Source organism: Vibrio sp. T9 (assembly GCF_003123985.1).
In the GTDB taxonomy this organism is placed as follows: Bacteria; Pseudomonadota; Gammaproteobacteria; order Enterobacterales; family Vibrionaceae; genus Vibrio; species Vibrio diabolicus.
The window spans coordinates 97394-119347 of record NZ_NIGY01000007.1 but is presented as its reverse complement, the minus strand read 5'-3'; the positions used below and the strand labels follow the sequence as shown (position 1 = coordinate 119347).

Genomic DNA, 21954 nt, shown 5'->3' with positions numbered 1-21954 from the left:
CTCTGTTCCAGGGAGCGCGAATTATAGCGATTTGAGGATCAGGTATCTATACCAAACTCATCTATTCAAGCTTAGTTCATCGAGTTTTATTTGGTTTGCAAAAATATCAAGGCTATATCGGCGATTTTATGTCTAATATCACCTTGAAAGCCTCATGGTTATAGGTCGAGTCGTGAAAAATGTCGCAATGTTAATACAACCAATAAGCAATGATGTGCTTATTAAAAACAACGCCTATAATCAAATTAATGCATAGGAAAATGCAAAAAGCCGAACAAGCTCTGAAAAGGTTCTAAGTCGATTGGCTTACGTTGCCAGAATCTATTTTACAAGAGGATCAGCAGGTCCCAAATGGAATAAGGCACGTTGACTACGAACCTTGAGCATGAGGCTAATTAAAAAGGGGGCTAGGGAATGAGTGACTCAACAACAATAGCACATGAAAAAGTGCAACCGACATCCAATCCGACTCCAGTGATTGAATGGTCTTACAAGATTGATACTCGCGAGTTCGAATGCGACCAGCAAGGAATGGCAAATGCTTTTGGGTTAAATACGCCAGTCACCTGCTTAGATGATTTGTTTGAGCACATGCTGATGGGGCAACAGGAAACACTAAGGCAACGAATTTTAGAAGTGGAGCTCCTAGGTGGGCAAGGTCGTTTTTCTTGTTGCATGATGCTTAATGAAGCTCGCTTAATACATGTCACAATTAGCTTTGAAAAGCTCAATGAGCGTATTGTTCAAGGCTCTATCATCCCTCAATTGACGATCACTGGCTGCGAAGAGTTAGCGAAAATTCTCGAAACGATTTTTGATTTACCGAATGTAGGGGTTTTAGTCGCGGACGAAGACACCCGAATCTTGGGTTGTAACCGTGCCTTTGAATTGCAAATGGGTTATCAAAACCGTGATTTGGTTGGACTTAAAACCTATATCTTTAGCACATCTCACCATAGTCAGGCGTTTTACGACCAGCTCTGGCAACATATTGATGATGAAGGATACTGGAGCGGTAATTTATTGAGTAGAACTGCAAATGGTAGTAATCAGGCGCATCATCTTTGTATCTATCGACTAACATTTCATTCTGGACGGATTCTTTATCTCGGCTTCTCTACTGACATTTCGGCTTCCTTGTTGTGGATGAAAAGTCGCTGTGAACAACAACATGATTGGTCAGCTTTTTTGCCTTCTAGAGAAGAGTTCGAACTGCAATTAGCTAATTTGGCGAACGAAAGTGGGAGTAAAGAACTCAATATCGTCATGACTCTCAGACCAAATTTTTCTGAAAAATGCTTACTTGAACAGCAACTAGGCTTCGCCGATTTTATTATGCGAAGCCGCTACACCAGTATAGCGGGTCAACTTTCTAGGGATGTGTTTGTTGTCTGTTTACAAACTCCTCACTGTCAATGGCTAAGTCCTTTACGTTTGATTCAAATTGCAATGAAAGGGTTCTTCACTGAGCTTAGGAATGAAATGGGAACAAAAATGCATACCACTATCGTTGAGGGACAAACGGGAGTGTCAATCCTCGGCTATGATACAAACAGGCCAAAGCAAGCGTTAGCGCATGCAGCCCAGGCGATGTTGTCCTCACTTTCTGGAGAAGGTGGCTATTTTAATTTTTATAATAGTGAGCTTCATTCTGAGTTAGTAAAACGCCAGCATTTAGAGGCGTTTTTGGAAGCGCAAATCGACAGTGGGCTGGTGGATGTTCATTTTCAACCAATAATTGATAGCCGAACTGGTAAAGTCGTTAAGTTCGAGGCCTTAGCGCGCTTTTATCATGAAAGTGATGCCTATAGCACTCAAGAGATGATTACTGTTATTGAAGATTTAGAGTTGATTGCGGCTCTGGATGATGAGGTTTGTCAAGCCGCGCTCAAACACTTTCCGCGCTTGCAAGACATATATGGCGAGGAAATAGGGTTAACCATCAATCGCTCACTGAATACTAAATTGGATTCGCTCCAGGTTCTTCAGCGTTCGCATGACCTAATTAAAGCCAGTGGTGTCGATCCTAAACGAGTCACGATTGAGCTGACGGAAACAGCGTATTTTGAGCAAGACGAAGAGCATACCCAAGCGCTAGAGCAAGTGCGCAAAGAGGGCATTAAAATTGCGATTGATGACTTCGGTACAGGGTATTCTTCTTTTTCTTACCTAGAGAAAGGGCAGTTTGATTTACTGAAAATCGACCGAAAATTCGTTAAGAACATTCAGCATGGCAATACCAGTTATAATATTGTCAAAATGGTCACTGATCTTGCTCAGCAAATGAATGTAAAAGTGGTTGCCGAGGGCGTGGAGTCAGAACAGGAGCTTCAAACATTGGCTGAAATAGGTGTGGATTACATGCAAGGCTTTTTGTTCTCTCGTGCTCGGCCTGTCGATTTGATGGAGAAAGCGGAAAGTTACGAACATTTGTTTTCGGGTGTTGCTGTCAAACCAAAACAAGATGATGTATTGCAATCACTGAGCCATGAAGAGGTAAGGCACCTTGATCCCGGGGAACCATTATCGTTGGCGGTGGAATATATGAATTTAAGTCCAAGTTCGCCGTTGGTTGTCATTAACGAAAAGCGCTGTGTTGGTTTAGTTACCAAAGAGCAAGTTAACTTACACTTAACGCCTTCCATGGGGACCGAATTAGAGACTGAGCGAGAAAATTGGATTTGGAAACGCCCAGTGAACCAGGTAATGAGCACGGAATTTGTGCTCGTCAATGCGCACTTATCTGTTGCTGCTATTCGAGAACTAATCAAAACAGGCATTCGCTTCCCGTGGGTTTTATGTGATGAAAAAGAAGAATACAGAGGCGTGTTAACTCAAGAAGATGCGTTGAAGTATCTCGCTTCTTGTTGAATAAAAAGTCTCGCTGTTCTAGTACATTTGGGGATAGACTTTCGGTGGTTTGACGATAGGTGATTTGATATTATCGCCACCCCAAAATGACTTTTAAGCGTGCATTTAACATGATTCAACAATTGCTGGTTACTTTTCCTCCGATGCTATTTGGCGCGCAAGCGCTACTGACTTTGCTTCTCATCAAGGGCGATATTTGTCCGGGTCAGAGAGGCCGTCTTCATAAAATGTTGCCAGCAGTGGCGTTATTGTGGCTCGCGGTTGCTTCTCTTCGCATTGAAGCATTTATGATCGTGTTCGCTATTTTCTATTTCTACTCTCAGGTTCAAACCAAGAAAACGCGTGAAAAAGGCCCTCTTTGGGCGATGCATTTAGCGAATGGTTTGGCTTTTGCGTATGTAAGTATTCAAGCATTTGAACAGCCAAGCTGGCCTGCGTCTATTGCGATGGCAATAATGATATTTTTCCTTGGGGCGTCATTTTCTCAATTGCTTCTGACTATCGCTCGTAGCAGATTGCAGGCATTTCACCGCATTTTGCCCGTTACGGGCATTGTGTCTGGAATGCTGCTGGTGATCGCAACTCTATTTGCTTCTTACCAGTTAAATGAAGCGACATTGAGCGCCGCAACACAACCAATTTTATTGTCTTTAGCCATGCTCATTTCTTCAATCATTGTTTGGTGCTGGCATATCTTCACACATAAAAAACCGGAAAAGGTTCAACTGAGTGTCGCCCTGTTGCTCGCGCTCGCGTCAATGACGAGCCTACAAGGTTTATTCTCTCTGGCGGCTTAATCTCGAGTCGAGAAACAGATCAATACTGCTTGTACTCAAGTCCTTTCTAGGTTGCTTGAGTATAAGGCACTAACGTTTTGGATCGCGCTCACTTTAAATTCACGTGATTACGTCTACGCTTGTTTATATACCTTGTCGAAGAGGAGAGTCGCGATGGATTTAAGCAATGTAGGTAATTTGGATAGCATTATTTTGCTAGGTATCGTCAATGAAAAGCTACGTTTAGAGTGCGACAGTTTTGACGAGTTAGTATCGGTGTATGAAATGGATGTAGAGTCCGTAGTAGGCAAGCTTGATATGCTTGGTTATCAGTACGATCCATTGACCAACCAATTTAAAGTATATCAACGCTAAACCTTCTTAATTCATATCCCTAAGCCATCTTGATTCCGTCAAGGTGGCTTTTACATTGTAGCCTTGCGGTTGCGAAAAAGGCTTGTAAGTAACGTTTATCTTTCTCTGAGTGACGCGTTGCAGCAAATAAGCGACGCCATAAGCCTTGGCCAAAAGGTTTACTGGTAATAAGCCCTTGGCGAGAAAATTCAGAAATCGCCCAATTTGGCAGTGCTGCAACCCCTAATCCTGCGGAGACCATTTGCACTAACATCAGAGTATTGTCGGCTTGCTTCCATTTGGCGGGCTCTACACCCGCTGGCTGCAAGAAGTGTTTTACGACGTCTAGCCTTTGTTTTTGAACCGGATAAGAGAGCATGGTTTGATCTGCGAGATCTTGCGGATCAATAACTTCTTTTTCCGCCAGTGGGTGGTTGGTCGCGGTAATTAAGCGCATTTCAAAGTCGAATAAAGGTTCATAATGCACTTCAGAACGAGGTTGAATATCTGACGTGATAACGAGATCCAACTCGCCAGCTAACAGTGCAGGAAGTGGTTCAAAGCCAAAACCTGATGAAAAATCCAGTGTTACGCTAGGCCAGGCAAGTTGATATTCCCTAAGAGCAGGCATGAGCCATTGGAAACATGAGTGACATTCAATCGCCATATGCAACCGACCATTGACGTCTTCTTTCAAGCTTGCCAAATCATTTTCTGCTCTTGCGAGTTTGGGAAGAATATCTTCCGCAAGACGCAATAGGATTTCTCCCTCTGAAGTGAACTTTACCGGACGAGTTTTTCTAAGGAATAATTGTCCCCCAATCCGCGCCTCTAAATCTTTGATCTGGTGAGACAAGGCTGATTGAGTGAGATGCAACGCGGTCGCCGTCGCGGTTAGAGAGCCGGTGTCTCGAAGCGAAGTGAGTGTCCGCAAATGTTTTAGCTCTATCATGAATTCCTTTCATCCTTTGTTGCTCGCTATGAACAGAATAGCAATCGTATAAATAACTTAACGACAAAAAATGGATATGTAAACGTCTAGACGTCTATTTGTTGTGTTTATTTGCGAATCATGTCTCCTCATGATGAATTTTTTTAATAAACAAGTTGAATAAATGGACGTTGTTCAAACCGCAGATGAGAGCGATAGTTTAGCCATCCAGACATCTTTTATGACGAAAGATACTCTGACCCAAACAAATTGAACAAGATTGAAAAAGGAATAGGGACATGGCTACAACAACGCACGTACTAGGTTATCCACGCATCGGTGAAAAACGAGAATTAAAATTCGCTCAGGAAAAATACTGGCGCGGAGAAATTGATCAAGCAGAACTTAAAAAGGTTGGAGCAGATCTGCGCGCTAAAAACTGGCAAACGCAAACAGATGCTGGCTTGAGTTTTACCACCGCTGGCGATTTTGCTTGGTACGATCATGTACTGACGACCACGTTGTTACTGGGTCACGTGCCAAAACGTCACGCAGACGGTTTCCCTGATTTGGATACGCTATTCAAAGTGGGTCGCGGTCAATCTCAAGCGGGTTGCGGCTGTGCGGGCGCTGCAGCATCGGATATGACCAAGTGGTTCAACACAAACTACCACTACATCGTACCTGAATTTAGCAAGGACGATACATTTGAAGTGAGCTGGCCTCAACTGTTTGAAGAAGTCAACGAAGCAACCCAAGCTGGGCATAAAGTGAAGCCAGTTTTGCTTGGCCCAGTCAGTTATCTTTACTTAGGTAAAGAGGTAGAAGAAGGGTTCGATCGCCTGACGCTACTGCCACGATTGCTTACGGCTTACCAAGCTATTTTGGCAAAGCTCGCGAGTCAAGGTGTTGAGTGGGTTCAGATTGATGAGCCAATTTTGTCACTAGAGCTTGAAAGTCAGTGGGCTGATGCGTTCAAGCTAGCGTACCAAGTGATTCGAAGCGATGTAAAAGTGCTGCTAACGACGTACTTTGACTCTATAAGCGATACGCTAGACAAAATTGTAAAGCTACCAGTGGATGGTTTACATATCGATTTATCTGCCGCGCCTCAGCAGCTTGACGACGTGGTTGCCAAACTACCGGAGGGTTGGGTGCTGTCTGCTGGCGTGGTCAACGGTCGTAACGTGTGGCGCTCGGATTTGAGTGCGCAACTTGAACGCCTACAGCCAGTAAAAGAAAAACTGGGCGACAACCTTTGGGTGGCGAGCTCATGCTCTTTGCTACATAGCCCGGTTGATCTGGAACTGGAAACAGAACTAAGTGAGGAAGTGAAAAGCTGGTTTGCGTTCGCAAAACAAAAAGTGACAGAAGTCGCTTTGCTTGGCCGAGCACTCGACGGTGATCAAAATGCGATTCTCGCTTGTGATACCTATAGCCAGCCAATCAAAGCACGTAAAACGGCAACACATGTGAATAAGCCCCAAGTGCAAGCTCGTTTAAACAGTATTACAGCGTCACTTGCCGAGCGCAGCGCACCTTACGCGGAGCGTGCTGCGCATCAAGCTGAAGTGTTGGGTTTACCTTTGCTGCCAACCACGACCATCGGCTCTTTCCCTCAAACGGGTGAAATCCGTGTTCAGCGCAGTGCTTATCGTACTGGTCAGTTATCTGAGTCCGACTATATCCAGGCACTTAAAGGACACATTGCGGATGCCGTAAAACGCCAAGAAGCGCTCGACCTAGATGTACTTGTGCATGGTGAAGCAGAACGTAACGACATGGTGGAATACTTCGCGGAGAATTTGGCGGGCTTCCAAACGACGAAATTTGGTTGGGTGCAGAGTTATGGCTCGCGCTGTGTGAAACCTGCCATTGTGGTTGCCGACATTGAGCGTGAAAAGCCGATTACGGTTGAATGGTCGACGTACGCACAATCGCTAACCAGCAAGCAGATGAAAGGCATGTTAACTGGCCCAGTGACGATTCTATGTTGGACGTTCCCGCGTGAAGACATCACACGTCAAGAAATCGCGCAACAACTGGCATTAGCACTGCGTGATGAGGTTTCTGATTTACAAGATGCAGGCATCAATATCATTCAAATCGATGAGCCTGCGATTCGTGAAGGTCTGCCGTTGAAAAAGCGCGATCACAAAGCGTATTTAGAATGGGCGGTGGATGCATTTAAGATCTCGGCAGCGAGTGCAAAACCAGAGACTCAGATTCACACTCACATGTGTTACAGCGAGTTCAATGAAATCATCGATTCAGTCGCGGCGCTCGATGCGGATGTGATTACCATTGAAACGTCACGCTCAAATATGGAACTGCTTAAAGCGTTTGAAGAGTTCAATTACCCGAATGAAATCGGTCCAGGTGTTTATGACATTCACTCACCAAACATTCCGACGGAAGAGTGGATTGAAGGCTTAATCAAGAAAGCGGCAGAAAAGATTCCGGTACAACGTTTGTGGGTGAACCCAGACTGTGGTCTGAAAACACGTAACTGGGCAGAGACAGAAGCAGCATTGGCGAACCTCGTGTCAGCGGCGAAGAAACTTCGTGCTGAGCTGGCGTAAGGCACCTTTTTAGCAAATAAAAAACGGAGATTGTTGTCTCCGTTTTTCTATTCTTAGCCGTTCATTTTCGTCGTTATACTATCCCGCAATAGCGGATGAATTGCTCGTATCGAAAACAACGCACTCACTGTGACTATTTCATTTGAGTACAAGTTTGCGCGGAAACCAACTCATCTGCCATCAACTGACCGCGAGAGTTACGCACTTTAATACGGTACATTAAGCCCATATCAATTTGCTTACGAACTTCCGGGTTATTGCAATAGGTGTAGATACTGGTATTCAGTACTTGATTTAACGGCTTTGCACCGAGTGCGTCATCGTTATAAATCATCATCATTTCAACAACATTTTTGTTGGATGAGACACGCATTATCTGCAGTGGACCGTATTCCAAAGGGAGACCTGCGGACAAGACTCCCGCTCGGTTTGATGCCAATAGCTCAAGCTGGCGTTGATTATCATCGGTAGATGAACAGCCCGCTAACGCACCAAATGCCAAGAAAAGACACAGTAATTTTTTCATAAATTAAAACACTTTTTTGAACGGTTTCACGATTACATTATCGTAAACACCAGCCGCTACGTAAGGATCGGCTTCTGCCCACGCTTTAGCGTCTTCTAGAGAGGCGAACTCAGCGATGACAGTCGAGCCCGTAAATCCAGCTTCTCCTGGGTTGTCAGAGTCTATCGCAGGCATAGGGCCAGCAGTAAGAAGGCGACCTTCGTCTTGAAGCTTTTGTAAGCGCTCCAAGTGTTGCGGGCGAACGCTCATGCGTTTTTCCAGCGAGTTCTCGACGTCCTGAGAAAAGATGACATACCACATAGCATAGTTCCTTAATTGGTAGGGTAAAGTGTTAATTTAACGCCTTTTTTGTGTCTCTCACAAGTGAACAACAGAAAATGTGAGATCCTTTCTAACAGTTAGCGCTGTAGGTTGACTAATTCTGAACCGGGCGTGGTTTGCCTTCACTGTCAATGGCTACGTAGTTGAAAGTCGCATCACAAACCATGAAGCGCTCGCCGACACCGTGTGCTTTTACCGGCTTGACCCATACTTCCAGATCGACACTCATTGAGGTGCGACCAATCTTAGTGCATTCGCCATAGCAGCAAACGACATCGCCAACACCTACAGGCTTCTTGAAGGTAATGCTTGACACTGAAACGGTAACAACGCGACCAGAAGAGATCTCTTTGGCCAGAATCGCACCTGCTAGGTCGAGCTGAGACATAATCCAACCACCAAAAATATCGCCATTGGCATTAGTATCGGCAGGCATTGCAAGGGTACGAAGCAGCAGTTGACCTCTCGGAGAGCTAATTTCTTGACTCATTGTGACATCCTAAATCTTAAAGGCGCTCAAACTAAGCGCCAACATAGTAAATACCTAGAACCAAAGGTCCTTAAAAAAACCGCAGACACCGGACCAGAGAAAGTTGGTTTACAGCAGCAAGAATGGTCTGAATCCGGTATGTCGTTTGATCGGTTTAGTGATACATGGAGCAAAACAGCGACCCGAAGGTCGCTGCAAAGTGCGCGGATTATAGCAAAACTGAGTTTTTAATCATCAGTCGACACATCGGATGAGTTATTTTTTTGTTCTTTTGGCATGTGTTTGTAAATGTAGAAGCCAGTCGCAATCATGTAGGCAAATGTCGCAATCAACATTCCGAATACTTTGAAGTTGACCCAAACATCCAGTGGTAGCTCGTAAGCGATATAAATGTTCAGACCAGCAAAGAATGAGAAGAAGCCGACCCAAGCCCAGTTGATCTTAGCCCAAATAGCATCAGGTAGTGAAATTTCTTTGCCCAACATGCCTTTAATGGCCGATTTCCCCATTGCGTGACTCGCTGCTAAACCGATAGCTAGAATCACATAAATGATGGTGACTTTCCATTTTATGAAATTGTCGTCGTGGAAGAAAAGGGTCATGCTGCCAAATATCGTCACGATAACGAACGTAATTAGCTGCATTTTCTCGACTTTTTTATACAGAGCATAGGTGACGACAAGCTGAATTGCCGTTGCAACGATCAGCGCTCCTGTTGCTGCGTAGATGTCGTACATCTTGTACAAAGCAAAGAAGACGATGAGTGGGATAAAATCTAGGATTTGCTTCATGGTGGGAAAATCTACCTAATTAGTGAATTGAAGACAGTCTAACGGAATCTGACAAGATGTGAATACCGTCAAGGTTAGAGGTAAGAGAAGTAATCCCCTGACTGAATGATACAACAAGCAACATTTCGCAAAGATGAAGTAGTAAATCGAAGGCATAAAAATTGCCGCGATAAAGCGGCAATTGAGTTGATAGAATTTAAGATTTAAGCAACACGTTGATATTGAGAAATAAGCGTTTTGACATCTTCTAAATAGCCTTCACGTAACAGGTTATCAACGGTTGCTTCAAGCTCTTCGAGAGACATCGTAAAGCAAGTGGATTTGCCGGTCATTAGGCTCAAATACTGATGGTATTCTTCTTCTGTATAGTGGCCTAAGCGATCGAGTAGTAGTGCTTTGATTCCATGATGAATCAAGCCGTAGTATGTGTGTCGATGAAGTAACATGGCGATCTCCTTATCAAGCTCATCCGCTAACCATTTGCAGCTTGCTTGACCCTCTGGATAATTCGATTTACTTCAGTAATGCACATCTAGTGCCAGTTTTATCTTCGCAAATTAGAAAGTGTTGGAAGTAGCAAAACTCTCATGTTGCAACCAGCGCTTGATGACGGTTTGGAGCGCATTTAACGTGGTTGGCTTTTCAAGTCTGTCATCCATGAGTTTCGCAATGAGCTCCAGCTCTTTGGCTCCAGACTCTCCAGATAGTGCGATGATCGGAACGGAAGACGCAATTTGCTTAATTCGTTGGCTTGCGTCAAATCCATTCATCACTGGCATCTGTACATCCATAAGCACCAAATCAATCTTGTGCGACTGAAATAGCTCCACCGCAGAAGCGCCATTATTTGCTTGTAAGCTGTTGACTCCCAGCCTTTTTAAGTACATTTGAACCAAAGTACGCTGCACCTCTTTGTCATCAACAATGAGCACTGTTGGTGCATCGTTACTTACTTGTACGTGTTGGGCTGTGCGAGGTTCAGAATGTGGTGCATTTACTTTCCAGCCATTGAAGTCCGGTGTTCTCAACGTCTCTGGTTTGGGTGCGTTTGGGACGACCGGGAAATACAAGTAGAACTCAGTAAATTCGCCCAATTCAGACTGGCACTCAATTCGTCCGCCAAAAGAGCGCATAACGCGTTGACAGTAGCCCAAGCCAAGGCCGCTGCCGCCACTTTTTTGATACGAGAAGAAGTCGTCAAATATCTTGTGTAAGATACTGCTATCTATGCCAGGGCCACTATCTCGGAAGACCAGAATGTTTTCGTAGGCCCCCGTTTGGCTACGAATCTCAATTTGACTATCGGGATAAGAATCAAAATAGTAGATAGCATTGCGAATCAAATTGAAAATGACAAAGTTAAATAGAGTTTCGTTTAATTTCGCGACAAAATCGTGCTCTTGGGGCAGATTGATCCTTTCAATTATTTGATCGTTTTCAAAGCCATAACGACTGACCGCTTGATCGACAGCTTTATGTATAGACGTAATAGTTAAGGGTTCGTGCTCAGGTGAGCTGTCGCTGACTTCTCGCAAAATAATGTCGATAAGTTGGCGACCACGCTGAATCGCTGCTTCTCCTTTATCAATCTCACTCTTTAACGTCTCAAGTGAAGCGTTTGATTCGATATGCTGTTTTAAAGCTTCAAATCGTAATTGCACTTGAGCGAGAGGGTTACGCATTTCATGCGCAATAGAGTTAGCGAGCGCACGGCTTTGGCGTACTTTTCTATCGGCCTCGATGGTGCTCTGGATGCGAACTAATAAGGTTTGCAATGCTGAAATTTCTTCATTAGAAAACAGCTTATTATCCATTTTGTGTGAAGAAATCAGTAAGTGCGTAACGGACTTTCCACGACCAAAAAGAGGCATTACGAGCGCCGTATTGCTGGATCGCATACGTTCGTAGAGCTTGCGCATTGAGCCTTTCGACGAGGAGGCATAATCAATTTCTTCAGACAGTTCATCAAGCACGAGAACAGACTTGCTTGACGGCAGATAATCTTCATAAAACGTTTCGGTGTAACTGCTGGTGACGAGCTGCAATTTATTATTTGGTATATTCAGTAACGCTGCTAACTGGCGCATTGCATCATCTATTGAGCGTTTAAATTCCTCTTCTAATCCAAGAATTTGTTGAACGGGTGTATGTCGTTTCCCATAAATAAAATAGGACGCGAAACGACTGACGCGTTTGTAAAGCAAGTGCCAAGTGATACCGATGAGTGCGCATAAAGGCACCGCTACAAGCCATTGGTTATCTTCCGAGATAGGAATAAATATTGCGCCCAGCGGGAGGACGAAAATGGCACAGACAAACAGCGCGCTAACGGTTAAGTATGTGAGGTATTTAGCGCTATAAAAGCGAGAGGTAAGCAGGGCATAGCCTACAAACAACATTTCACTAATTGAAAGTGCTGGTGGTAACCAGGTTAAGGAAAAGTCACCAAGGAAGTAAGTCATTCCAAGGTGTATCACTGCAGTTGATAACATGAAGACCAAAATGCCGGCGATCATATAGTTACTTTTTGCCAGCGTGAGTTTGCTGCTGTTCGCTCGCATGGTAATCAAGTTCAGCAGGGTTAATACCACAAATGTCAGCAAACTAATAAAGAAATATGAGGTGTGGGGACCAAACTCGATCACGAACTGGCTTGGACCGCTAATGGTGACATTTTCGACAGTAAGGTTTGGTACTAAGTTGATGTAAAGCGAGTACGTTGCTAGTGCCACAAAGATGATTTTTTGCCAGGCTTTGACCGCAGTTTTTTTGATATCAGCTGCTAGCTGGCAAGAAAAATAGAACGCGAATGCAAAGGCAAAGAATGACGCCAAGTTCGCCAACTTAGCCATAAAAATACCGCCAGCGGAGCCCAACTCCGGCAATAAGTCGGTATGGAAGTATGCGTTGCTGCTGATCCAAACGATGATGCAACTAGAATAAGCAATGTACGGCGCATGATGCGAGCCTAAAATCGTTTCACTCTTCTGTTTTAGGCGATAGCAGTAATATAACAACCAAGCGAACACCACCAGTACAGTGGCGTATAGCGTCATTGCTTTTGGATAAAAAAGGCCGTGAAGATGAATATCAAGCATGTTCATTCACCTTTTCATCAATTCTTTTTGTTCGTACGCGGTGTTTGTAGTCGCGAAACTGTATGTCTTGAAATGCTTCAACCATCATACCTAAATTCCAGAAACCGCGGTATGTCTTGGTACCGTCACCGTTAATGTCGCGGTATCCTGAGTGAAAGTAGGCCTCTAAATCAATAGATTGATAGAAATTTAACATAAATATTTGTTCAATAATGGTAAAGCTGAGCTTATAGCCTGCTTTATATAGCTCACTCATCAATGCTTTTTGTGCCAAATACAAAAAGTACAGTTTTTGTTGGATGTTGCCACCCACTGTCAGACGCAGCACTTCGCAAACCGCTTCAGTGTTTTCCAAGTGAGATTGGAACTGCGCATCAAATTCAATAAGAGTCCGTTGGCGAGTTAGAGTGTTACCTCCCCAAAGGCCTAATTGATTAAGAGTAATGTAGCCATAATCAGGAAGGCAAAACTGCCATTGCTCACTACTAAATGGTGATGAATAGCTGAGCCAGGTATTTCTTTGGTGCCAGTTTTGCACCAAAGCGGAGGAGACCATGATTGGTGTAGATGACTGCTTGAACAATAGCACAAAGTGTTGACCTTTCTGCGAGAGTGATAGTAGAGGCAATATCTCAAACCATTGTTCAGTTTGGACGAAGAGCTCAAGGTTGCTCAGTGTGATTGCTTCGGAAATCGGCATTAATGCAGCGTGATTCGGCAGTGTTACCTTTAGGTCACATTCGGCAATATCTTCGATCAATATGCTTGAATAGTCGCGGTCGTCAAACGAGAGCTGAGTTGGTCTTGTCGCTTCATTTAAAGGGTGCTTTTGCTTGATCGCAGCAATCTCACATTCACACCAGAAAACCATCCAATGCGGGTAACAATCTGCGGCAATTTGTTCAATTAAGAGCGCCTCTTCGGAGAAAGGCGTTGGATACTGCTGTACTAAATCTCGATAATCTATTAATTCAAACAGTACGGACAGACTCTTAGATGCGTATTTAGGAAAGAGGGATTTAAGAAGCTTTATTCTATACAAAGCAACTTGTTGAAAAAGAGAAGACCTTTCTTGCGGTGTAAGAGTAAGAAGAACCGTGTCAACCAGCGCCTGTTGTTTTGACTCGATCGGCAAATCTGTACTGGCGAGGGGCTCCAAAGACAGCTTAAGACTCATGATATAACCTAGTTCTGACGTTTTTTATATTTTGTAATGGTTTATATCATTTTGATAAATTTATGCTATTGGTTTCTATTTATATAGTTACGTAATGCAAGAAAAGACAAAAAAAACCGCTCATAGTGAGCGGTTTTTAGTTCATTCGAGAAAGGACTAAGCTTCTTGCTTTTTAAGCTCAGCTTCTGCCGCTTCCTCTTCAATTAGCGCATCAACGATAACTGCACATGCTGCATCACCTGTGATGTTTAGTGCTGTACGAATCATATCGAAAATACGGTCAAGAGCGAATAGCAGTGGTAAACCTTCGATTGGAATACCAGCGGCAAGAAGCACGGCAACCACTAGGAAAGAAGGACCAGGAACACCCGCTTGACCAACCGCACCCAATGTAGAGGTTACGATAATTGCAATGTAAGCGCCCATACCTAAATCGATATTGAACAGTTGAGCAAAGAAGATAGCAACCAAGCCATAGTAAATCGCATTACCTGACATGTTGATCGTTGCGCCTAGAGGCAGAACAAATGACGCGGTTGAATTTTTTACGCCCAGTTCTTTTTCACAGGTGTCCATTGTGACAGGCAGTGTTGCCATAGAAGAGGCCGTTGAAAGCGCAACAGCTTGTGGTTTTTTCATTGAAGACAGGAACTTCTTCGCTGATGTCTTGGTGAAAATATGCACCATTGCTGGGTAAACAACGAAACCGAAGATTAGGATTGCGGCAACGTAAACAACGAACAGTTTGAATACCACCATTAGTGCGCCAAAACCGAATGTACCGACTGCTTCTGCCATCAGGCCGAACACACCGATAGGGGCAATGATCATCACTTTGTTGATCATCCAAACCATTGCGTCAACGATGCAGTTAACACCATTAATGATTGGCTCACGACGCTCTTTTGCTTGCTTAGAAATTGCAATACCAAAGAACATACAGAAAACGAGGATCTGTAGGATGTTTGCTTCATTTAGTGATTGGAAAACGTTGGTTGGGATCATACCAGTGATGGTTGCCCAGAAAGTAGGTAGTTCACCTTTTGAAGCGTATTCTGCTGAGAACATGCCTTCAACGCCAGAGACGTCGATCCCCATGCCTGGTTGGAATACTTCGCCCATAAATAGTGCAAGCGCAACGGCTAGGGCGGATGTTAAACCGAAATAACCTAGAGTGACGATGCCAACTTTGCCTGCTGACTGGCTGTTCCCAAGACCAGCTGCGCCAGAAATCAAGGCTACAGCGACCAAAGGAATAACCAACATTTTGATTAAGTTGATAAAGATAGCACCTAAAGGAGCGAACACTGTCGCATCATGACCCATCATGGCACCAACGGCTGTGCCCACGATCATGGCGATTACGACTTGTACGCCAATGTTGTTTAGCAAACTCTTTTCTTTTAACACTTCCATAACCTCTGTGCTAATAAAATGTAAAATCCTAAAATTACCCACTAACCATAAATGGTTTTATGGATAATTATCTCGCCTTGCTTTTTACACTTATCGTTTACAATTGGCAATATGCAGCAAGGTATTATTGATGGATTAATCGATATTTTATTGACGAACGATAAAGTTTTGTTCAATAGCAAACGTTTGCCATTGATTTTTGTTATGCCTATTAGCTGTGTAATTGTTTTTGTTTATTTCTTTTTCTTGTTTGTTTTTTGTTAACTGAGGTGGATTTTGTGTTTGCGAGCGTAGTCTGCGTCTTGCGTGACTTGGATTGATATTTATAACAATTAATTTCTTTCAAGCTCACACTTTTACCAATTAGCTTTGTGAAATGTTAATTGTTTTACATTCTTAGTTTTGATTGCATTGTAAACATAATGTTAATCAGAAATGGGCGAGACAAATATTAAGTACCAACATTTTAGTGTAGGGGAGTGCTCTCTCTGTTAATGCTCCCGAGCCGATAAAACGAAAATCAACAAGTAAGAGGTGAAGCGATTATGATGAATCTTGCTGCTGCATTACAAAGAAATGCTGCGAGTAAACCAGATAAGACGGCGTTGATATGTGGTGATGTCGAGATAACTTATGCGCAGTTTGATGTGATTACCGGAAAGATCGCGGCATCTTTAATCAACAAAGGGGTCGTTCCGGGCGATCGTATTGCGCTCTCATGCCCAAACATTCCTTTTTTCGCGTTTGTTTATTATGCGATACAAAAAGCTGGCGCGGTTGCTGTCCCATTAAATGTGCTTTTGAAAGCGCGAGAAATTAAGTATCACTTAGAAGATTCAAAAGCGAAGTTTTACTTCTGTTTTGAAGGGACATCAGAACTGCCAATGGCAAAAGAGGGGGTTAAAGCGTTTGAGCAGGCTGATATATGTGAAAATATGGTCGTGATGACTCAATCTCAAAGTGAAAACGAATGGAATGGTGTGCCAACTCTCAATGCGTTTATAGCGGATGCAAAACCATTGTCAGATTATGTACCGCGTAATGCGGATGATACTTGTGTTATTTTGTATACATCAGGGACGACAGGCTTACCAAAAGGAGCTGAACTGACGCAGCAGAACATCATAATGAATGCTCTGGTGGCACAAAACATTATGGGCAGTCAGGCCGATGATATTCACTTAGTAACTTTGCCTTTATTTCATACCTTTGGTCAAACCGTCCACTTAAATGCTAGTGTTTTGGGCGGAGCAACCTTGGTGTTAGTGCCTAGGTTTGAGCCTAAACATGTTCTTGAGCTGATGGAAAAACACAAAGTGACGTTGTTTGCTGGAGTGCCAACGATGTATATCGGTTTGCTTCATGTCCAGCACCAATTTGATACATCCTCACTACGTGTTGCTATCAGCGGTGGAGCCCCGTTGCCAACCGAAATCTTTAGAGCCTTTGAGGAACAATTTAATGTCCCAATTCTTGAAGGATACGGGTTATCAGAAACAAGTCCTATTGCATGTTTTAATCATTTAGATCAGAAACGTATACCAGGATCGGTAGGTCAACCGATTCAAGGCGTTGAAGTAAAAGTTGTCGACATTGAAGGCAATGCGCTACCGGTCGGTGAAGAAGGTGAGATTGTTGTGCGTGGGCACAATGTTATGAAAGGATACCTTGACCGCCCGGAAGTCACTGAATCCGCGCTACAAAATGGTTGGTTCCATACTGGTGATGTTGGCCGTTTTGACAGCTCAGGTAATCTATTTATCGTCGATAGAATGAAAGATCTGATCATTCGAGGTGGATTTAACGTTTACCCTAGAGAAATTGAAGAAGTGTTTATGACTCATCCTGCAATCTCAATGGTAGCGGTGATAGGGATTCCAAATGAAGAGTATGGCGAAGAGATAAAGGCTTACGTTGTGCTTAAACCGGGAGAGTACATTGACGCGGAAACATTACAAAAGTGGGGCAAAGAGCAGTTAGCCTCTTTTAAATATCCTCGTTATGTTGAAATTCGTGAGCATCTCCCGATGAGTGCGACAGGAAAGATTTTAAAGCGTGAATTGAAATCTGAATTGAATGTGGCTTAGTCAATTCAATGAACTTCTCGTCACAGCGCCACTTGCCTAGAGCGAGTGGTGTTGTGCGCCTGGTTACTAAGGAACAGAAGATGGCAATCTCTCGCTAGCGTGTACATATGAACTATCTGTTTACTCTATTGTTCGAGTTGTTTTATGTGCGCTTCTAAGCGTTTTGGATTGGTAATGGTCACAGAACCATATTTCAGTTCTAGCATCCCAATACTCTCCAAATTTTTTAGTACTTTATGAACACTTTGACGAGTTAGCCCCATCATGTTGGCGATATGCTCTCTAGTCACTCTCACGACACACGGCTGAGTATTGATAGCTTGGTTGTGTTGGTATTCAGCAAGCAACAGCAACCTTCTTGCAATCCGCTCTTCGATTCCTCTAATCGCATCATCTTCGATAACAGAAATGGCAGACCATAAGCGGCGGCTAAGTAAGTCGAGAATCGTAGGGTAACTTTGAGGATATTTGGCGAGTAATTGGCGAAATTTATCACCAGATAGTTCCAGTAAGGTCACGCCCGAATGCGCGGTTGCGCCAAAAATACGGGGCATGCCGGGAGAAAAAACATTGTCTCCAAACCAGCCTCCTGCCTCGAAAATCATTAATGTGACTTCTTTGCCTTTTGAACTCATCGAATTAATTCGTACGGCACCCTGTGCAATGACCATAAGAGAAGATTGAGGTTCCCCTTTATTGCAAATCAGTGCTTTTTCGTCGAAACAGCGAACTTTAGCTATTTGTGCTGCTTCACTAAGTCCTTTCTCGGGCAGCCCTGATAATACAGGACATTTGGCTAATAACGCTTTGACTTCTTCCATGTGCAACCTTACTGCATCCTGCTCTAGTTATTATTTGTGCTGGTTAAGTGGCAAAGTTTATCACTCTTTGATTGCTCTGCTTTAGATTGGTTTGGAAAGTGCGGGCGTTGAATAAAAATGATATGGTATAAACGCCATACAAGAAAACGCCCGCTAAACAGAATGTTAAGCGGGCGCTATAGCGTTACATCAAATGGAAATTATTTCTGAGTGGCAGCTTTCATCGCTGACACAAAATCACCAAGTTTATCGAGCATAATTTGTGGCTGCTCGACATTCGCTTCAATGATTTTCACCACAGCTGAGCCGGAGATGGCCCCTGCTGCGCCAGACTCTATTGCTTGTTTCACCTGTGCTGGTTCAGAAATACCGAAGCCAAGCAGCGCTGGTGGTGCATCGAACTGGTTTAATCTATCTAACATGTGACCAACTGGCATATTTGCTTTTGTCTCTGCGCCTGTCACGCCAGCACGAGAAAGCAAGTAAGTGTAGCCACCACCCAGTTCTGATACTTGCTTCAGTGTTTCGTCACTTGCCGTTGGCGGTGCGATGAAGATTGGGTGAATACCAAACTTCTCTGCTGCTGCAACAAACTCTGCACTTTCGTTGGTTGGTACGTCTGCAATCAGAACAGAATCGATGCCTGCTTTTGCACAGCGCTCGTAGAAGTTTTCGACACCGCGTGAGTAAACTAGGTTCGCGTACATCAGAAGGCCAATAGGCAGATCTGGGTATTTAGCACGAATCTTACCAATTTGTTCAAAGCAGATATCTGGTGTAGCGCCTGAATCTAGCGCACGAATGTTAGCGCCTTGGATGGTTGGGCCATCTGCTAGCGGATCTGAGAACGGAATACCAAGTTCAAGGGCGTCTGCGCCAGACTCAACGAGGGTTTCCATGATCTTGTAAGATTGTTCTGCGTCTGGATCGCAAACCGTTACGAACGGTACAAATGCGCCTTGGTTTTTTTCGTTTAGGCGCGCAAACATCTTCTCATAACGGCTCATTAAATCACTCCTTTTTCTTCTAGGATGGCGTGTACGGTGAAGATGTCTTTGTCACCACGACCAGATAGGTTTACGACCAATAGTTGTTCTTTCTCAGGATTCTCACGAGCCATGCGCAATGCATGAGCTAGAGCGTGAGAAGACTCTAGAGCTGGGATGATCCCTTCGCTGCGAGCCAGTTCTTGGAATGCCTCGAGCGCTTCGTCGTCAGTTACGTTGTCGTATTCTGCACGGCCAATTGCGTTTAGGTGTGCGTGCTGCGGACCAACTGAAGGGAAATCAAGACCCGCAGATACAGAGTAAGACTCCTCAACTTGGCCGTTTAGATCTTGCATCAATGGCGCTTTCATACCAAAGAAAATGCCCGTTTTGCCATGTTTAAGTGGTGCACCGTGTTGGTCAGTATCGATACCTTTACCTGCTGGCTCAACACCAATGAGGCGAACGCTTTCTTCTTCGATGAAGTCAGCAAACATACCAATCGCGTTTGAACCGCCGCCCACACACGCGATAACTGCATCAGGAAGACGACCTTCACGTGCCAAAATCTGATTCTTAGTTTCTTCACCGATCATTCGTTGGAAATCACGCACGATGGTTGGGAATGGGTGAGGACCAGCCGCTGTACCTAGTAGGTAGTGCGCGTCTTCATAAGTTGCAGACCAGTCGCGTAGCGCTTCGTTACATGCGTCTTTAAGTGTTGCTGAACCTGAGTGAACCGGAATTACTTCTGCACCCATGAGTTTCATACGGAATACGTTCGGGCTTTGGCGTTCAACGTCTTTTGCACCCATGTAAACACGACATTTCAGACCAAGTAGCGCACACGCTAGTGCAGTTGCTACGCCGTGTTGACCTGCGCCGGTTTCTGCGATGATTTCGTTTTTACCCATGCGTTTCGCAAGCAGAGCTTGACCTAACACTTGGTTGGTCTTGTGCGCGCCACCGTGAAGCAGATCTTCACGTTTTAGGTACAGTTTGGTTTTCGTACCTTTGGTTAGGTTACGAGTTAGAGTCAAAGCCGTTGGACGGCCCGCATACTCTTGAAGAAGCGTCATGAATTCGCTGCGGAATTCTGGATCTTCTTGCGCGTCGATAAACGCTTGCTCTAGTTGCTCCAGTGCTGGAACTAGAATTTGCGGAACGTACTGACCGCCGTATTCGCCAAAGTAGGCATTCAGTTTTGCCATCGTTATATTCCTTCTCGTATTTTTCGCTACGAATAGCTTTAAATTTTTTAGCTGAAATACAGCTTTAGTAGTTGCGAATGGCGGTGAATGCCGCGAGCAACTTCTGTGAATCTTTTTTGCCTGGTGCACTTTCTACACCAGAGTTTAAATCTAATCCCAAGCAACCTAGTGTCGCTGCTTGTTGAGCATTTTCTGGCGACAGTCCGCCTGCTAGCATAATTTGACTTGGGTCACCGATCAGTGACCAGTCGAACACTTGACCAGTTCCGCCAGTTTGGGTGCCAACTTGAGCATCTAATAGATGGCGGTCAATGTGGTCTACAAGTAGTTCTGGCTTCGCATCAGTCACGCCATAAGCTTTCCAAATTTCTACCGCTGCTGGCAGTTCGGCTTTGAGTTGGTTTACGTAAGCTTGGTCTTCTTGACCGTGCAGTTGCACCGCTTTTAAACCCAAAGAGGTCACGACAGAAGCAACAAAATCGATATCGTGATTTTGGAAAACACCTACGTAGTTAAGTGGAGCACCGCTCATGGTTAAGCGAGCACTTTCAAGGTCAACTGCACGCTTCGACTTCTCGACAAAAATCAGGCCACCAAATACCGCACCAGCTTGATATGCTTTTGCTGCGTCATCTGGATGCGTTAAGCCACACACTTTGTTTTCACCCAACGTGACTTTGCGTACTGCAAGCTCTAGGTTGTCTTCCGCCATCAGCGAACTACCAATCAAGAAGCCGTCTGCGTATTCCGCTAAATCACGAACTTGTTGATGCGTATAAATGCCAGACTCTGAAATCACGGTCGCGTTTGGTGTTAATTCGCGAATTGTCGGTGCCAGTTCTTTAGTACGATTCAAATCGGTACTTAGGTCGCGCAAGTTACGGTTATTGATGCCGATAACGCGTGCTCCTAGATTAACGGCACGATGAAGCTCGTCTTCGTTGCTGACTTCGGTCAGAATGCCCATGTTCAGGCTGTGTGCTGCTTCTTCTAGGGCTTTGTACTCTTCGTCATTCAGGACTGAAAGCATCAGAAGTACGGCATCAGCACTGTAATGACGTGCTAGGTAAACTTGGTAGGTATCTACCATGAAGTCTTTACACAGAACGGGTTGTTTGACTTGCCCACGCACTTGAGGAAGAAAGTCAAAGTTACCTTGGAAGTACTTCTCGTCTGTTAGGACTGAAATTGCATCAGCATGGTTGTTGTAAACCGATGCAATGTAATCCAAGTCGAAGTGATCACGAATCAAACCTTTGGAAGGAGACGCCTTCTTACATTCGGTGATGAATGCCGTCTTTTCGCCACTCAGTGCATCGTAGAAGCTGCGGTCCGATGGCAGCAAATCAGACTGAAATGTGCTTAGCGGTTGAGACACCTTACGGTCTGCTACCCACTGATATTTGTCGCGGACAATTTTTGCCAGTACTTCTGCCATTTCTGCTTCTTTCTTAGAAACGTGTTCAGACAGGTTGTCAGCTTGCTGAGTGTTGAAGTCAGTCATCTTCTTCAATTC

18 protein-coding genes are annotated in these 21954 nt (G+C 44.3%); 5 read left to right on the top strand and 13 right to left on the bottom strand.

Going from position 1 to position 21954, the window contains the following annotated elements:
* Positions 1-414 precede the first annotated feature (414 nt).
* The 3 genes from CBX98_RS15480 to CBX98_RS15470 all read left to right on the top strand — a co-directional run bounded on the left by CBX98_RS15480 (position 415) and on the right by CBX98_RS15470 (position 4022).
* Positions 415-2871 (top strand): EAL domain-containing protein, encoded by a 2457-nt coding sequence (locus CBX98_RS15480; RefSeq protein WP_109169712.1) that lies wholly within the window; start codon positions 415-417, stop codon positions 2869-2871.
* An 86-nt stretch (positions 2872-2957) separates the two neighbouring features.
* Entirely contained in the window at positions 2958-3668 is a 711-nt protein-coding gene (locus CBX98_RS15475; protein WP_065646058.1) for a hypothetical protein, read from the top strand.
* A 153-nt stretch (positions 3669-3821) separates the two neighbouring features.
* Complete coding sequence (locus CBX98_RS15470; protein ID WP_109169711.1) at positions 3822-4022, top strand: DUF4250 domain-containing protein; 201 nt, start codon at positions 3822-3824, stop codon at positions 4020-4022.
* A 19-nt stretch (positions 4023-4041) separates the two neighbouring features.
* Here the strand turns inward: CBX98_RS15470 and metR are convergent, their stop codons facing one another.
* Positions 4042-4953 carry an HTH-type transcriptional regulator MetR gene (gene metR, locus CBX98_RS15465; RefSeq protein ID WP_005392844.1) on the bottom strand — a complete coding sequence of 304 codons (912 nt, stop codon included), beginning with the start codon at positions 4951-4953 and terminating at the stop codon, positions 4042-4044.
* Positions 4954-5231: 278 nt separating this feature from the next.
* Here metR and metE point away from each other — a divergent pair, with 278 nt between their 5' ends.
* A complete protein-coding gene (metE, locus tag CBX98_RS15460) occupies positions 5232-7514 on the top strand; it encodes a 5-methyltetrahydropteroyltriglutamate--homocysteine S-methyltransferase (RefSeq protein WP_109169710.1) in 2283 nt (760 codons plus the stop codon).
* 133 nt (positions 7515-7647) lie between these two features.
* Here the strand turns inward: metE and gspS2 are convergent, their stop codons facing one another.
* The 8 genes from gspS2 to CBX98_RS15415 all read right to left on the bottom strand — a co-directional run bounded on the left by gspS2 (position 7648) and on the right by CBX98_RS15415 (position 15333).
* The gene (gene gspS2, locus CBX98_RS15455) at positions 7648-8040 is read right to left on the bottom strand and encodes a GspS/AspS pilotin family protein (protein WP_048625727.1); all 393 of its coding nucleotides are present in this window, start codon (positions 8038-8040) and stop codon (positions 7648-7650) included.
* A 3-nt stretch (positions 8041-8043) separates the two neighbouring features.
* A complete protein-coding gene (locus tag CBX98_RS15450; RefSeq protein WP_005392847.1) occupies positions 8044-8340 on the bottom strand; it encodes a YciI family protein in 297 nt (98 codons plus the stop codon).
* 115 nt (positions 8341-8455) lie between these two features.
* On the bottom strand, positions 8456-8851 hold the full coding sequence (yciA, locus tag CBX98_RS15445) for an acyl-CoA thioester hydrolase YciA (RefSeq protein WP_005392848.1): 396 nt from the start codon (positions 8849-8851) through the stop codon (positions 8456-8458).
* Between the two features lie 227 nt (positions 8852-9078).
* On the bottom strand, positions 9079-9642 hold the full coding sequence (locus CBX98_RS15435; protein WP_005392849.1) for a septation protein A: 564 nt from the start codon (positions 9640-9642) through the stop codon (positions 9079-9081).
* Positions 9643-9845: 203 nt separating this feature from the next.
* On the bottom strand, positions 9846-10088 hold the full coding sequence (locus CBX98_RS15430; RefSeq protein WP_005392851.1) for a hypothetical protein: 243 nt from the start codon (positions 10086-10088) through the stop codon (positions 9846-9848).
* A 111-nt stretch (positions 10089-10199) separates the two neighbouring features.
* Positions 10200-12740, bottom strand: coding sequence for a hybrid sensor histidine kinase/response regulator (locus CBX98_RS15425; protein ID WP_048625725.1), 2541 nt, complete (start codon positions 12738-12740; stop codon positions 10200-10202).
* Complete coding sequence (locus tag CBX98_RS15420; protein WP_109169708.1) at positions 12733-13917, bottom strand: acyl-homoserine-lactone synthase; 1185 nt, start codon at positions 13915-13917, stop codon at positions 12733-12735. The genes CBX98_RS15425 and CBX98_RS15420 overlap by 8 nt, the downstream gene beginning before the upstream one ends.
* Before the next feature lie 156 nt (positions 13918-14073).
* A complete protein-coding gene (locus tag CBX98_RS15415) occupies positions 14074-15333 on the bottom strand; it encodes a dicarboxylate/amino acid:cation symporter (RefSeq protein ID WP_012841620.1) in 1260 nt (419 codons plus the stop codon).
* Positions 15334-15878: 545 nt separating this feature from the next.
* Between CBX98_RS15415 and CBX98_RS15405 the strand changes: the two genes are divergently transcribed.
* Positions 15879-17420, top strand: coding sequence for a long-chain fatty acid--CoA ligase (locus tag CBX98_RS15405; protein WP_109169707.1), 1542 nt, complete (start codon positions 15879-15881; stop codon positions 17418-17420).
* A gap of 125 nt (positions 17421-17545) precedes the next feature.
* Here the strand turns inward: CBX98_RS15405 and CBX98_RS15400 are convergent, their stop codons facing one another.
* From CBX98_RS15400 to trpCF, 4 genes are all read right to left on the bottom strand, one after another.
* On the bottom strand, positions 17546-18241 hold the full coding sequence (locus CBX98_RS15400; RefSeq protein WP_109169706.1) for a Crp/Fnr family transcriptional regulator: 696 nt from the start codon (positions 18239-18241) through the stop codon (positions 17546-17548).
* Positions 18242-18441: 200 nt separating this feature from the next.
* Positions 18442-19248 carry a tryptophan synthase subunit alpha gene (gene trpA / locus CBX98_RS15395; RefSeq protein WP_109169705.1) on the bottom strand — a complete coding sequence of 269 codons (807 nt, stop codon included), beginning with the start codon at positions 19246-19248 and terminating at the stop codon, positions 18442-18444.
* Positions 19248-20438, bottom strand: a complete 1191-nt coding sequence (gene trpB, locus CBX98_RS15390; protein ID WP_109169704.1) for a tryptophan synthase subunit beta — start codon at positions 20436-20438, stop codon at positions 19248-19250. Before trpB ends, trpA begins: the two co-directional genes overlap by 1 nt.
* A 64-nt stretch (positions 20439-20502) precedes the next feature.
* A complete protein-coding gene (gene trpCF / locus CBX98_RS15385; RefSeq protein WP_109169703.1) occupies positions 20503-21942 on the bottom strand; it encodes a bifunctional indole-3-glycerol-phosphate synthase TrpC/phosphoribosylanthranilate isomerase TrpF in 1440 nt (479 codons plus the stop codon).
* Positions 21943-21954 lie beyond the last annotated feature (12 nt).

Excerpts from the sequence above, each read along its gene's own strand:
- CBX98_RS15480 (WP_109169712.1), top strand. The coding sequence starts at position 415 with ATGAGTGACTCAACAACAATAGCACATGAAAAAGTGCAACCGACATCC.
- CBX98_RS15475 (WP_065646058.1), top strand. The coding sequence starts at position 2,958 with ATGACTTTTAAGCGTGCATTTAACATGATTCAACAATTGCTGGTTACT.
- CBX98_RS15470 (WP_109169711.1), top strand. The coding sequence starts at position 3,822 with ATGGATTTAAGCAATGTAGGTAATTTGGATAGCATTATTTTGCTAGGT.
- metR (WP_005392844.1), bottom strand. The coding sequence starts at position 4,953 with ATGATAGAGCTAAAACATTTGCGGACACTCACTTCGCTTCGAGACACC.
- metE (WP_109169710.1), top strand. The coding sequence starts at position 5,232 with ATGGCTACAACAACGCACGTACTAGGTTATCCACGCATCGGTGAAAAA.
- gspS2 (WP_048625727.1), bottom strand. The coding sequence starts at position 8,040 with ATGAAAAAATTACTGTGTCTTTTCTTGGCATTTGGTGCGTTAGCGGGC.
- CBX98_RS15450 (WP_005392847.1), bottom strand. The coding sequence starts at position 8,340 with ATGTGGTATGTCATCTTTTCTCAGGACGTCGAGAACTCGCTGGAAAAA.
- yciA (WP_005392848.1), bottom strand. The coding sequence starts at position 8,851 with ATGAGTCAAGAAATTAGCTCTCCGAGAGGTCAACTGCTGCTTCGTACC.
- CBX98_RS15435 (WP_005392849.1), bottom strand. The coding sequence starts at position 9,642 with ATGAAGCAAATCCTAGATTTTATCCCACTCATCGTCTTCTTTGCTTTG.
- CBX98_RS15430 (WP_005392851.1), bottom strand. The coding sequence starts at position 10,088 with ATGTTACTTCATCGACACACATACTACGGCTTGATTCATCATGGAATC.
- CBX98_RS15425 (WP_048625725.1), bottom strand. The coding sequence starts at position 12,740 with ATGCTTGATATTCATCTTCACGGCCTTTTTTATCCAAAAGCAATGACG.
- CBX98_RS15420 (WP_109169708.1), bottom strand. The coding sequence starts at position 13,917 with ATGAGTCTTAAGCTGTCTTTGGAGCCCCTCGCCAGTACAGATTTGCCG.
- CBX98_RS15415 (WP_012841620.1), bottom strand. The coding sequence starts at position 15,333 with ATGGAAGTGTTAAAAGAAAAGAGTTTGCTAAACAACATTGGCGTACAA.
- CBX98_RS15405 (WP_109169707.1), top strand. The coding sequence starts at position 15,879 with ATGATGAATCTTGCTGCTGCATTACAAAGAAATGCTGCGAGTAAACCA.
- CBX98_RS15400 (WP_109169706.1), bottom strand. The coding sequence starts at position 18,241 with ATGGAAGAAGTCAAAGCGTTATTAGCCAAATGTCCTGTATTATCAGGG.
- trpA (WP_109169705.1), bottom strand. The coding sequence starts at position 19,248 with ATGAGCCGTTATGAGAAGATGTTTGCGCGCCTAAACGAAAAAAACCAA.
- trpB (WP_109169704.1), bottom strand. The coding sequence starts at position 20,438 with ATGGCAAAACTGAATGCCTACTTTGGCGAATACGGCGGTCAGTACGTT.
- trpCF (WP_109169703.1), bottom strand. The coding sequence starts at position 21,942 with ATGACTGACTTCAACACTCAGCAAGCTGACAACCTGTCTGAACACGTT.